The sequence below is a fragment of the Sphingomonas sanguinis NBRC 13937 genome (genome assembly GCF_001591005.1).
Taxonomy (GTDB): Bacteria; Pseudomonadota; Alphaproteobacteria; order Sphingomonadales; family Sphingomonadaceae; genus Sphingomonas; species Sphingomonas sanguinis.
The window spans coordinates 1-12,592 of sequence record NZ_BCTY01000073.1 but is presented as its reverse complement, the minus strand read 5'-3'; the positions used below and the strand labels follow the sequence as shown (position 1 = coordinate 12,592).

At 55.4% G+C, this 12,592-nt stretch carries 14 protein-coding genes; 10 read left to right on the top strand and 4 right to left on the bottom strand.

Annotated features, from left to right (window positions below):
• Window positions 1-277: 277 nt before the first annotated feature.
• Both SSA01S_RS19695 and SSA01S_RS19690 read right to left on the bottom strand, forming a co-directional pair.
• Window positions 278-1,210, bottom strand: a complete 933-nt coding sequence (locus SSA01S_RS19695; protein ID WP_156477925.1) for a pepsin/retropepsin-like aspartic protease family protein — start codon at window positions 1,208-1,210, stop codon at window positions 278-280.
• Between the two features lie 131 nt (window positions 1,211-1,341).
• Complete coding sequence (locus tag SSA01S_RS19690; RefSeq protein WP_156477923.1) at window positions 1,342-1,740, bottom strand: hypothetical protein; 399 nt, start codon at window positions 1,738-1,740, stop codon at window positions 1,342-1,344.
• 383 nt (window positions 1,741-2,123) lie between these two features.
• Here SSA01S_RS19690 and SSA01S_RS17800 point away from each other — a divergent pair, with 383 nt between their 5' ends.
• Entirely contained in the window at window positions 2,124-2,495 is a 372-nt protein-coding gene (locus SSA01S_RS17800; RefSeq protein WP_061781465.1) for a nuclear transport factor 2 family protein, read from the top strand.
• Between the two features lie 117 nt (window positions 2,496-2,612).
• Entirely contained in the window at window positions 2,613-3,074 is a 462-nt protein-coding gene (locus SSA01S_RS17795) for a GNAT family N-acetyltransferase (RefSeq protein WP_061781464.1), read from the top strand.
• Between the two features lie 313 nt (window positions 3,075-3,387).
• On the opposite strand, the gene SSA01S_RS19685 is transcribed toward SSA01S_RS17795, so the two are convergent.
• Complete coding sequence (locus tag SSA01S_RS19685; RefSeq protein ID WP_156477920.1) at window positions 3,388-4,173, bottom strand: DUF6065 family protein; 786 nt, start codon at window positions 4,171-4,173, stop codon at window positions 3,388-3,390.
• A gap of 33 nt (window positions 4,174-4,206) precedes the next feature.
• On the opposite strand from SSA01S_RS19685, the gene SSA01S_RS20245 reads away from it, so the two are divergent.
• Window positions 4,207-5,013: a Fic family protein gene (locus tag SSA01S_RS20245; RefSeq protein ID WP_082795174.1), complete on the top strand. Its 807-nt coding sequence runs from the start codon at window positions 4,207-4,209 to the stop codon at window positions 5,011-5,013.
• On the opposite strand, the gene SSA01S_RS19300 is transcribed toward SSA01S_RS20245, so the two are convergent.
• Window positions 4,919-5,623, bottom strand: coding sequence for a Stf0 family sulfotransferase (locus SSA01S_RS19300; RefSeq protein ID WP_082795173.1), 705 nt, complete (start codon window positions 5,621-5,623; stop codon window positions 4,919-4,921). The two genes, SSA01S_RS20245 and SSA01S_RS19300, sit on opposite strands and share 95 nt — an antisense overlap.
• Window positions 5,624-6,151: 528 nt before the next feature.
• On the opposite strand from SSA01S_RS19300, the gene SSA01S_RS19895 reads away from it, so the two are divergent.
• From SSA01S_RS19895 to SSA01S_RS17765, 7 genes are all read left to right on the top strand, one after another.
• Window positions 6,152-6,715 (top strand): hypothetical protein, encoded by a 564-nt coding sequence (locus SSA01S_RS19895; RefSeq protein WP_167348940.1) that lies wholly within the window; start codon window positions 6,152-6,154, stop codon window positions 6,713-6,715.
• A 904-nt stretch (window positions 6,716-7,619) separates the two neighbouring features.
• The gene (locus tag SSA01S_RS17790; protein WP_061781463.1) at window positions 7,620-8,027 is read left to right on the top strand and encodes a VOC family protein; all 408 of its coding nucleotides are present in this window, start codon (window positions 7,620-7,622) and stop codon (window positions 8,025-8,027) included.
• Between the two features lie 123 nt (window positions 8,028-8,150).
• Entirely contained in the window at window positions 8,151-8,525 is a 375-nt protein-coding gene (locus SSA01S_RS17785; RefSeq protein ID WP_061781462.1) for a VOC family protein, read from the top strand.
• Window positions 8,526-8,564: 39 nt separating this feature from the next.
• A complete protein-coding gene (locus tag SSA01S_RS17780; protein ID WP_061781461.1) occupies window positions 8,565-9,401 on the top strand; it encodes an EamA family transporter in 837 nt (278 codons plus the stop codon).
• Window positions 9,402-9,521: 120 nt separating this feature from the next.
• A complete protein-coding gene (locus tag SSA01S_RS17775; RefSeq protein ID WP_217996068.1) occupies window positions 9,522-10,232 on the top strand; it encodes a GNAT family N-acetyltransferase in 711 nt (236 codons plus the stop codon).
• A gap of 139 nt (window positions 10,233-10,371) precedes the next feature.
• Window positions 10,372-11,070 (top strand): LssY C-terminal domain-containing protein, encoded by a 699-nt coding sequence (locus SSA01S_RS17770; protein WP_061781460.1) that lies wholly within the window; start codon window positions 10,372-10,374, stop codon window positions 11,068-11,070.
• A 284-nt stretch (window positions 11,071-11,354) separates the two neighbouring features.
• Window positions 11,355-12,095, top strand: a complete 741-nt coding sequence (locus SSA01S_RS17765; protein ID WP_061781459.1) for an SDR family NAD(P)-dependent oxidoreductase — start codon at window positions 11,355-11,357, stop codon at window positions 12,093-12,095.
• Window positions 12,096-12,592 lie beyond the last annotated feature (497 nt).

Below are 12,592 nucleotides of genomic sequence, written 5' to 3'. Positions count from 1 at the left end.
GTGTTGGGATAAGCTAACTCCACTGAAAATCGACTTCTTCGCCCAAACCTGGACGCTCAGGCAGGCAATCTGTCTTCCCGAAATCAGCTAATGGTTCAGCCGACCATTCCCGTTTCCCCATCCACGAAGGCCTATTTCGGGAAAGAGCAATTGGGAACATATTTTGGGAAAGTCGATGTCTCTGACGCCTCTCGGCACGGTCAAGAAGGCTACTTTCCCGCTACGGGTTCCCAAACGGGAAAGAGGAATTCTGCCCAGCTTATACACATGAGCTGCATTAGCAGGTCAGTCGTATGATTTTCGCGCCTCGATCAAACGTGATCGACGAGCAGTGCGACAGATAGTCATTGCCCAACGATAGCGTATCCCGCCTCGTATCGCGTTTCTTGCCCGTCGCGGTGACTACAATCTCGTCAGGATCAACGTGCTGCTCTGGCACACCGACCTCTTTGATACTGTTTATGCTCCCGTCATCGGTCGTTCTTATTCCGAGAGAGGAAATCATCAACTTCCCTAGTTCTAGGGGGCGATTTAGGATGAGAGTGCGAACTGGCCGTTGTACGCCGAAGAAAATCTCAGTTGGCTCCGTTTGGCCGGTTATCGCCCCATCATACGAGCGAGCAAGGCGGGCACCGGCTCCTGCCGTAACAAGGGAACGTGCATGATATGGATCGAAGCGTACTCGCATAAGCTCTCCACCCACGTTGATTTGACCAAATGTCGCGCTGAAATTACCGAATATCCCTAGTGCGGCTGAATCGCGATCCATTGGGAACGAAACTGTTTTGGCACCCACTCGCGGGTCACGTAGCTGGAACCGGATAATCGTTTCGGGGAATGCTTCAGGGCCTATGCTGCCATCGGCTACCGCAGCGAAGGGACGGCTTGTCCAACCTACGCGTCGCTTTATGCGGCCATTGCCGAGATCAAGACGAACCACTTGGGTGCGAGACATGACGGATGTGTTGCCGATCGCGTAGCCTATACCTATCCCCCAACTACCTTTCATCTTGAGATGGGCACTCTCTGCGACGCTGCGGTTGATCAATGGCATAGCGGGAGCAGCGGGGTCGATCCGGAGGGTGGCAGGCTGTTCATTAATGCGGACCTCGACCAGCCCCTCGCCAGTGATTACGCGTTCACTGGGTGCGCGATCAGCCGACGTAAGCGTTGGAGCCAGAGCCATTATCGCCACGATACGTAGTTCCAAGCTATGTTCTCCCGCCTGCATGGCTCAAGATTGCCGACAACATCGTGGCCATATTGTGATCCAAGCCTTCCCGAAACTCGATCGATTCCGAGAACGCCCGCGTCGTCTCACTGGCCGTTCATTTGTGGGGACTAAGCGGAGGCTGCGAAGCGACAGTTCGAAACTACAACGACTGGTCCGCGCCCGTCGATCCTGCGGCAAGCAATGCTCGTTAGTTTTCCAGTGACAAGCCGGGGATCATGCTGGATGAATGCTTTGAGCCGCTCTTTTTGATTTGCGCTGGCTAGGATTGCTATATCCACTTGCTTACCAGATTGCAGTTCTAGCAGATTCCCCACCAAAAGTAGGTCGTGATCCTTGTAATCGGAGTGTTCGGGAACGGCCCCCGCCTTCACCGAACGCACAAATGCGCTTGCTTCCACGCCTATCGGCCGATTGGCGGGCAGCGATGTAGTGATCGTGCGAGTTTGCGGGGCCGACATCGCGGCTGATGAAACCATTAGCGTAAGCACGGTTGCAACGTAGCGCATCGATCACTTCTCCCTAGAGGGTGCGTATGTCTGCTCTCGATCAATCTGGCCTGCAAGTGGCATGGCGCTCGCGTCGCGACCAGATTCTCGCTTCTCGATCCCAATGGGAAAGCCCGGCCGCCTCGATCGCCGTTCCCAATCGGGAAGGTTTGTCGGTTACGTTGCCGGCTCGACAATCTCACACAGACAGGCATACTGCTCGCATGACCTTCGTTGTTCACATCGCGGTAGCGACCAGCGGACGATTTAATAACCCGGCCTGATACGTCAGGTCGGGTCTGTCCGAGTGACCAATGCCGACAGGCATTGTCAGTTTGAAGCGCGGTCCGCCTTGCCAAAAAAATGGCGATAGGCCCCGCACTTCTGGAAGAAGGGCGATAGCTGTGACGCTACCTGCAATCATTCAAAGCTACATCGATGCGTACAATCGTAAGGACGCAGCCGCGCTGGTGGCGTGTGTCATCGACGATGTTGTATTCGAGAACGTATCGAACTCGGGGCAAAGCATGAAGGTCGAAGGTCGGACCGCCTTCGCCAAACTTGCTGAACAAGCAGCCACGATGTTCACTACCCGTCATCAGACCATCACCAACGCAGTTGTTGATGGCGATCGTGTCGCGATGGAGGTGGATTGGACCGGCACCCCGGCTGTCGATCTTGGACCTATGAAGGCCGGTGAACCGATCGCCATGCGAGGCGCATCATTCATGACGATCAGGGAAGGCTTGCTGACGCGGATCGTAGATTTGAGCTGATTTGTGCGACAGGCGGCGGTGTGAGAAGGGCCTTTGGCCCTTCCCAATTTTCGATCCTATGCGAGAATGGTTGGTCTGCAACATGATCGCAGTAAATCGGAACCGGTAAGAGGCGGCATGATTAAACTGCGTCCTGTAACCATGTCCGACCTCGATCGCATCTGCGATCACCGGCGAGAGATGTTCCGAGAGGCAGGCAAAGCGGATCATGATCTGGCGAAGATGGCGGTCCCCTTTGCGGCGTGGCTGGGACCGCGCCTGGCGGATGGTCGCTATTTTGGCTTCATGGCCCAGACGGGAGACGGAGAAGCAATCGGCGGCGTCGGCTTGATGGAGATTGATTGGCCGCCCCATCCCGCACACCCCGAGGATTGCCGCCGAGGCTATGTCCTGAACGTCTTTGTCGAGCCGTCCTATCGAGGACAAGGCGTCGCTCGAGCCTTGATGGAAGCGAGTGAGGCGGCCTTTCAGGAACGAGGAGTTACATACGCCATCCTTCACTCCACTGACGCCGGTCGCCCCTGCTACGAACAGATGGATTGGTCGCCGACAACAGAAATGGCGAAGCACTTTTCATAGAGCGGACTGGTCGAGCAGGCGGGCTTTGATTTTCCCAAAACTCGATCGGAAACGGGACGGTCCCCGCCGTCCCGCCCGCCCTTCCCAATGGGACAGCTCGGATCGCATCAAACGCCGTTCCTAGTCGGGGCGGACAAATCGCTGCTCGTTGGCCTTAGGAACGTAGCGATCCAATTAGGTTATGATATAAACTATAACAGTATTGTGCTTCGCTAGCCGTATCCCATGTCTTTCACCCTTCTTGGCTTACATATTTCGCAAACCAACAGAGCTAACATGGCTAAACGCCCTAATATAATTTGACCTTAGATCGTTAACTCTCTGTCTTGCGCGGAGGATCAAATTCGGCAGCCCAACGCGGTTCCTGCAAGCGGCGCTTGACCGAATGAAATGAGTGGGTGCTTTTTGCTGGTTCGGCATGGAGATATTTCTTCTGCCAGCGCGCACCTCTTTGGCCTGGCTCTCGATGCTCTAACGAGGCGTTGAAAGCGTTTCTACTATCGCGCCAATTCTTGAACTCGCTATAAATATCTTCATGCTTGGACGCAACGTGCATTATCGGCTGTACACGGTCAATCATTGCATGCGGGAAAATAGTAAAGAAGCATATTGGGTCATTTGGAAAAAATATAACCTCTCCGGGCTGATGAAATCTCCAATTCATTGTGAAAGGAAAGTTCAGCCACTCTGTTTCTACTATTCCATCTAAAGCAGATACGCCCGGCTTAAACATATTTGGGCAGCCTCTTGCCCAAATAGCCCAGTCACGACTCGTTTTGAGTAGCCAGCCTAGGTGGAACGTCAATATGCCATGTCCAAAGTGAGAAGAGACATATCGAGCGACGCCAACAGCGTTGTTTTGTGTTTCGATTTTTATAGCGTCTTTGGTTGGCCGGCCGTCCCATTTGGCGCTAAACCCGATAGGGCAATGGGCCGTCCATCCGGAGGTGTTAGCAATGTTCAGGGGCGTGCAGCGGTAAGCAAACCGATGGGCAGTTTGGTCCATCCATTGCCGACCAAGATTACCAGGCCGGATCGGCATCGCCAAATCATGTATGCGGTACATATCCAACGTCATATCTTGTACATCGTTTTTCATAGAAATGCCTACTCCTGAAAGGGAACTGCAATCATGAAAAATATAATACCGATGCCACTCGCAACGATACCGTCATTGGAAACTCTATTCAAATCAAACGAAGATATCTTCAACAAGATTAATATAGCTTCTGATTTATATTCGATGCAATCGGTAAAACACGAACATTATCTTGATAAACTAACAGCGGAGATTAGAGTCGGATACACGCGTGGCAGTGGCTTGCTGCAAAGACTAGAGTGTAGACTTTCTGAATACTTTAGGCAAACAGCCCAACCTTTAAGTCTTTCGGTGAAGCGAACATCCGAAGAAGCCGTATGCCTAGGAAAAATCTCAGGTATTCATTGTGAATATGAAACGCCATTGCCCATTAAAGCTTTGATCTCGGAAATATCAACAGACTTGGGCGGTGGAGGATTTCGCGATGGTGCCATTTACTCAGCCCCGGATAGGGCAGGATACCGCATCGTCTATCCCGCACATCGGCTTGTTGAGAATAGATTGAACGAGATAGAACGTATATTTTCCGACGCCGATGGAAAGTATCATCAGGCAGCCGCGATCGTAGGTATAGTACTTTTCTTTAATGCTCATCCTCTTCGGGACGGAAATGGGAGGGTCGGACGTGTTTTATACAATATGAAGGCTCGCCGATCCCCAAGACACCAAGCCGCTTACCTACCATTATATGAGTTTATAAGATTATCGGCAGGTGGCTTTAATTACGCAACACGTATGGCGTGGATTAATAATGAGTGGCGCCCAGTGCTCCACTGGTTTTTATCCGCTCATATAATTGCATATCGTCTTTGTAAGCGCTTATCCATTCATGAGACTTAGCATCTCGTTGAATTTCCATTCTAGGTAAATTTTTAATATAGGAGCGTTGATAATTTATCTCACAGTAATTTGCAATTAGCTGCAAGTTGCTATTTACATCGTCTACCAAATCTTCATAGAATAATGGAAGTGCATCAACAGATAGATTTTGGAAAATGCTTAACCACCTTTTTTCAAGGTTGTTTATCCACATGAGGGCCGTTGATATACCGTTAAAGGAATACTCTGCTTTATTCGCATCTCGTAAACCGGCGAACCAAGATCCGGTTCTATCGGCTCGCCAATAGGAAGCAGCCTGCGCTATTTTATCTCTGCGAGTAAGATATATGACGAAGTCGGCGCCTATAAGACCTAAAACGTCTGGAGACTTATTTATAATTTGCTGGAAGTCCTGAGGGAACGTTTTAAAAGAAAAAACGCCATTATCAGATTTACGACATTGTTGAACTTGTCGCCAGTAAGTTGCAATATTACCGTGGCCCAACCGTGGAATCATGTCTTTTTCTCGGTTCAGAAGGTTCAGGTACTCCATTGGCCGACCCAGCACCCCGGTTCTCCACATTTCTAGGCATAGGAATGTACTACCAGATCGAGGTATTGTGGCGATCATGATTCGCTTGCTCGGCCCATCCGGAATTATATCCGAATCGAACCTTTTTTCGTATAAGTCATGGACCTTATGCGACAATGTATTACTCCCTTCATGTGGGTGTAATGAAAGATGCTGCGCTATTACTCTAGTCTAATTTTCGAGGATATGGTAGGAGGAACACGTTATTGATTGGAGAAGATTCCAATGGCTAACGATGACCACGGCAAAAGTCGTACTCCCCAGACGGATGAAGGCAAAAGGCTTGAGCCAAAAAAAGGGTTTGAGCGTTTGTCTGATGCAGACCGGGCGTTAATTGCAGGTGCCGAGAATACCGGTGATCCGCCCCCCGGTCCTACCGGCCCGCCGGTCACTGTTACGGCCAATCCCCCTCCGCCGTCCCCCCCTCCGCCGCCTCTACCGCCACCTCCCGTCACAATGCCGCCCAGCCCCCCTCCACCGCCAACCTCTACTGATCCATATGATCCTAACTTCGACTGCAATTCGGCAAGCCCAGACCAAAGGGCTGAACATAACAGGCTCGCGGCGTTGTCCATTTCCGCTTACCGGGTGACGGAGGCTGGCTTTGGAAATCCGGGTGGTAGTACAGGCTATAACAACAAAGAGTACGGCTCATTTACCTACAGGCTGCCGTCTGGCGAAATTGTTGCCAGCCAACCGATTGAGGGATCGGGAACCTCTATCAATACGATTCAATATGGCCAGAGTACTCCGGGTGGCCCTTATGACGAGATCATAACACCTAGCGAGACGATACCGATCGCGGCTATCGTCGGTTTCACCCACAACCATCCAACCTCTCAATCGCAAGGCAATCAGGCAGAGTACCCGCTGCCTTCTACGGTCAACATTCGGAACACGCCTAATGGGCAACAAGCCTCCGGTGATTATGCGTTTGCCCAGCAGCTCATTCAGTTGGGCGCCGATCCCAACTTGCAGCTTGGAATTTTTGCAGAGAGTACGGCCGGAGGTGGATATGCGCTCAGGGTATATCCATATACTGCTACCCCGCCTTATGATCCCAACAATCCCGCCACATGGGGGCCCGCGTATGGTCCAACCGTGCCTTTGAACCTGCAGCCATGCCCATGATTGCGATCGCAGCGCTGCTCCTCGCCTCTGATCAAGTCGCACCTCGAGCGGTGCGGCTAGATCATTATTCCGCTCCGGAAAGTCAAAGGGTGCAATCAACGATTACATGCGACAATCGAGTTACTAGGTTCGATTTTGTTGCAGATCGGAAGGGCGTTCGCCTCTTAAAGCCGTTAGGTGCGCGCGATCCGGCGAGCCGGTCACGCCTTATAGGCCTGTCGGAAAAGCTTGGTGAAATTGGTCAACTGCGGGACTGGCGGGTGACTTGTCTTGGGAGAGACGCCATAGTTATTTTCCGAGGATTTGCGCCTGGTAGTCGCCCGGTTGTTTTGGAAACCTTTCATGGGCTTATCAGTGACTACCATGATCGAGATCCGCTAGCAGCCAGTTCATATATCCCATAAGTTGATACCCCAATCGGCATCGGAGGCGGCATCGACTGGATGGTTGTTCGCACCAGTTGGCTCATGCAGAACCTTTCGGAGAGCTTCCCTTTCGATGCGGTTCGCACGGGCGAGCTGGTCATTCCTCTTAGCGTTATCTCCGTTATATAATAGCGCAACAGTAACAAGTCGATAAATGGGGATCGCGACGGCTCGGTGTCAGGCTTTCCCGAAATACCATCCTAATGAGAATGCCCAGGCCGTCTCGCTGGCCGTTCCTTCGTGGGAAGCCTCCTCCGCTTGACGGAAAGCCTACGCCGCCTAAATTGAAGAAGCCTAAAAAGACAGCGATGCAGGTATAGTGACAACCTGCGGTCTCCTTGGAGACAGTCACGCTTGAGCGACTGGTGCCGCTCTTGGCCATGGCCGGACACAGCGAGGATGGGCCTCGTGCGTGGCCGGTCGTCGTTGTCTGAACCGCGATCGGTCCGTGTCCGTCTAACCGACGGAAAGGCACGACCATGAAGCTGAACCACATCAATCTTTACAGCCACGATACCGAAGCGGATCGGGCTATGTTCGAGCATTATTTCGGTTTGCGCACGCTTGTCGTGCGAGGCGCAAAAATGGCGATCATGCGGGACGACGATGGCTTGGTACTGATCGTCAACCACTTCGACAATAAGCTCGACGGCTTCGACTATCCAACGAGTCTCGACATTCTGCATATCGGGTTCATTCAGGAGTCGCGCGAGGCGGTGGACGCCATGCACGCGCTCCTGACTGGGGATGGCTGGGAAACGCAAGCACCGCACGAGACGCATGGCGCATGGTCCTTCTATTTCCGGGCAAGGGGTGGCTATTTCATCGAAGTGACGACCTTGACCCCGGTCCGCCCCGAAGAAGCTTATCAAGGTGGCCGGCGGTAAGGTCAGTCTCGGGTCGGCGGAGCTATTTGCCGACCATCTCAACATTTATGCCGTTCGGACAAAGCGGTGAACGACCCGGCCGATAGCCCCCTGCTATCAGAGCCTTGTTATTAGGATGACCATATGTTCACGCACATCATGATCGGCAGCAACGACCTGGATCGATCCAAGGCCTTCTATGACGCGACGTTCGTGGCGCTGGGCGGAAATCCCGGCGAGCGGGACAAGAGAGGCCGACTGATCTACAACCATGAGGGCGGACGATTGATGATTACCCGGCCGATCGACGGCCATCCGGCGAGCCCTGCCAATGGCGGGACCATCGGCATTGCCGCCATCAGCGCGGACCACGTCCGCGCATGGCATCAGGCCGGCACCATGCATGGCGGCACTTCGATTGAAACCCCACCGTGTGAGCGGCCGAATGGTGTCTTTGTTGCCTATCTGCGCGATCCGGATGGCAACAAACTTACCGCACGAACAAAGGCACTGCGGTAACCTTGTGGAACTCGGCAATTTGGTGGAGCAAGGAGGCTCATGTCTTTTGGCATCAGCCTGATCGTCCTGCTCGCGGCAATCCTTCACGCCAGTTGGAACGCCCTCCTGCGCGGAGGAGGCGACCGGCTCTGGTCGATGACGATGATGTGCATCGCCATCGCGCTCGCCTGCGCCTTGACGGCGCCGTTCGTGCCGATCCCCTCGGTGGGAAGTTGGGGCTACCTCGCCCTGTCGGCGCTGCTGCACGTCGGATACAATCTCTTCCTCGTGCGCACCTACCGGCAAGGCGATCTGGGGCAGACTTACCCGATCGCCCGCGGGGCCTCTCCTCTTCTAGTCTCGCTCGGCGCAGCGGTCTTCGCGCGCGAACTGCCCGACGCACTCAGCCTGACGGGCGTGCTGCTGGTGTCGTGCGGCATCGTCGCGCTGGCCTTCCAGGGACGGATCATCGGGCCGCAGACCTTGCTCTTCGCGCTTGGGACCGGCTGCTTCATCGGCGCCTACAGCGTGACCGATGGCATTGGCGCCCGGCTGTCAGGCTCGCCGGTCGGCTACATCGTCTGGATGTGCCTGTCGTGGGGCTTACTCATGCCAGCGACATACGTCATTTTGCGCGACGCCAACTCCATCATGCGGGCGCCAAGAGAAATGTTGGTGGCGGGCAGTGGCGGGCTCGCCTCGCTTCTGGCCTATGGAATCGTCATCGTCGCCATGTCACTTAGCCCGATGGGACCGGTGTCGGCGTTACGCGAGACAAGCGTCGTCTTCGCGGCCCTGATCGGCCGCATCTTCCTTGGCGAAACTTTGACCCGTTATCGGATTATGGCTTGCCTCGTGGTTGCGGCAGGGGCGATTCTGATCGGGCATTCAGGCTGAGGGCACACGAGGTTGAATCAAATTGATCGAGTAGCGATTAGGCCCTTAAGCTTCTCGAAATTCGATCCCAATGGGAAAGTGGGCTGCCTGTGCGACGTGCCGTTATGGTAGTGCCGCCGTATGACGAACTTCCCCAAGCCCGTTCTGAATTACTGGCATGAGTCGTTTGCTGGCGAAAGCAACTCGACGTGGGTGGTCAGCGAGAAGCTGAACCCCAAACGTCCGGCGATGATGCTGGAAGGCATGGACGGCTCGGTGCGAACCGTATTGCGGCCCGAGCTGGTCGACCGGATCGGTCCCAACGCGGCAGGTGTTATGTCGATCGGCGACATACAGGACCAGTGGGCACGCAGTGGCGTCAGCCTGCACGATCCTGATTATCTGTTCTACCTTCCCGCAGATACGCACGTCGTACCCGGCCGATTAACGGCCGCACGTCGTCTCACGATTGAGGATCGAGCCGCGTTCGAGGTGTTCCAGGCCGATGCATCAGAGCAGGACCGCGACGATGCGTTCGTCGAAATCGATCATTGGGCGGTGTTCGGTTGTTTTGTCGGCGATCGATTAGTCAGCGCCGCTAGCGCATGCGTTTGGGAAAACGCCCCGGTCGCGGACCTGGGCGTACTGACGCTTCCCCATGTTCGGGGAAGAGGATTTGCGCGCGCGGTCATCCTGACGATCAGCGACTTCTGCCGCGGAGAGGGATACGAGCCGCAATATCGTTGCCAGCTCGACAATCTCCCGTCCGTCGCCCTCGCTAAGTCCTGCGGCTTTGCGCTGTTCGGCAAATGGATCGTGGCATCCGACGTGGCCGATCAGACTATGGCTTGAAGGTCGCGAATTCCCAATTCTCGATCGCAAATGGGACGGCCTTGGCCGACCCACCCGCCGCTCCTTAGTGGGAAAGGTGACAGCTGCGGATATATGATTTGTCAGGATCAGCAGATTGGGATCAATTTTGAGGGATCGGTTGCGTCTGAAGCCTTGGCACTGGTGGTCGATCGCGCTGACCATGATTATCTCTATTCCGCTTGCATGGTTCATATTGGCCTACGCTGGCCTGCCACGCCTTTGGAGTCACCACGAGCACAAGCTAATCGGCCAGAACGACGCGATCACGTCCTATACTGCGCAGGATATTCCTGGCGATCCGATCAACCTGCGTATTTACGGTAGCAGGGATGCGATCATGACAGCCTATCGACATGCCGGCTGGTCATTGGCCGATCCGGTTTCGCTGCGAACGGGCGCTCGCATCGGGCTGAGCGTCATCGCAGGTCGCCCCTATCCGAATGCACCGGTGAGCCCCCTGTTCGTGCAGGATCGAGTGCAGGCTTTCGCGTTCGAGCGTGACGAGGGCGCCAGCGCCGATCGCCGCCACCATGTCCGCTTCTGGCAGATCGGCACCGATGACTGGCTGGCTGCAGCGACGTTTGATCGCGGCGTTGGGCTAAGCCTCTTCACCTTGCAGATCACGCATCATATCGGTCCCGACATCGATGCCGAACGCAACTTGTCGTCGGTTCTCCTTCAGGCTTGCGGCGCAGTGCCGCAGCCATCGCAGTCCATGCGGCTTCCGCCCAGGACATGGCACCGCAATGGCGGCGGGGACCGATATCACACAGACGGTTCTATCGCCGTATTGCGCCTTAATCGGCCGACCTGCTGACGAACGGTTATTGCTGACGCAGAACGAAGTAACCTGATGCAACTATGGGATTCGATTTTAAATCGCGACCTGTTCGGAGGTGAGGGCAAAGGCACCAATCCACACAGGTCGCGGGGACTGAACACCTAACGCGGTCATCTATTCCCGGTATTCGATCGATTTCGAGAACGCGCGCGGCGTCTCGCTGGCCGTTCGTTTCTGGGAAGGTCGAACGGCAATGTTGTCGCTGCGCTCGCAATGCGGCTACCGTGCGCCACGGCCGAGACGTTTACCGAGGGAAGACGATGCGAGTTCTCGACGGGAAGGTTGCCATCGTGATCGGCGGCACGCGCGGCATCGGTGCAGCGATCAGCCGAAGGTTGGCGGCTGATGGCGCGTCGGTTGGGGCGACGTTTCTAAGTCGATCAGATGATGCCGAGCGTCTTTCGGCCGAGCTACGCTCGGCGGGAGATCATGCCCTCATGGTGCAGGCGGACGTCAGCGATGCCGGGGCGCTCAACGATGCCATCGATCAGATCGTGAACCATTTCGGCCGCCTTGATATTCTGGTGAGCGTAGCCGGAACTGCGATTGTAGGACCGCTTGAGGCTTATCCGGACGATGCGTTCGACCGCTCTTTTGCGCTCAATGTCAGAGCGCCCTTCCTCGCGGCCAAGAAGGCGGCAGGTCTGATGACCGAAGGTGGACGGATCGTCACGATCGGAAGCGTCGTGGCGGACAGGATGCCCGGCGCAGGCGGCACGCTCTATGCAGCGAGCAAAGCCGCGTTGGGGGGCATGACGCGCGGCTTGGCCCGCGATTTGGGTGAGCGAGGCATCACTGCCAATCTGGTGCAGCCAGGGCCGATCGATACCGAACGCAATCCAGCGGATGGGCCGAATGCCGTCGTAAATCGCAGCCCGCTTGCCGTCCCCCGACACGGCACGCCAGACGAAGTTGCGAATCTTGTGGCGTATCTCACCTCACCCGAAGCAGGCTTCGTGACCGGCGCGACCTACAATATCGATGGCGGTTGGACGGCGTGAGCAGCCGCTCTCTGAGGTGATCGCCGCTGATCCGGCTTTCTTACTCAACCATCGCATTGGGGACGCTCGAATGAAGAAGCCTTACCTCTTACCCGCCGCTGCTCTTTGCCTTTCGGTCCAAGCCTCCGCTTACGCTAACAGCCCCTTTGACGGCACGTGGGTAGCGGACCTCGATACGCAGAGCGGCTTAGCCAGCGACGTGTACCTGGTGAAAGACGGTAATTATAGCTGCGCTACGTGCGAGCCGCGCCGCTCATATCGGGCAGACGGAAAGCCCCATCCCATCCCTGGCGACCCTGACGTTGTATCCGAATCGGTGTCGATCACCGGACCGCGCACGATAGTGACGCACATTGTCGGGCCGCTCCTCGATCGCACCACCACCATGACCGTGTCCGCCGATGACCGGACTGCCACTTACATTTCGCTAGATCATCGGCCGGGCATCCCCGGCGTTCTCCGAACCGTGTACCTTGCTCGACGGACGGCCCCGACCT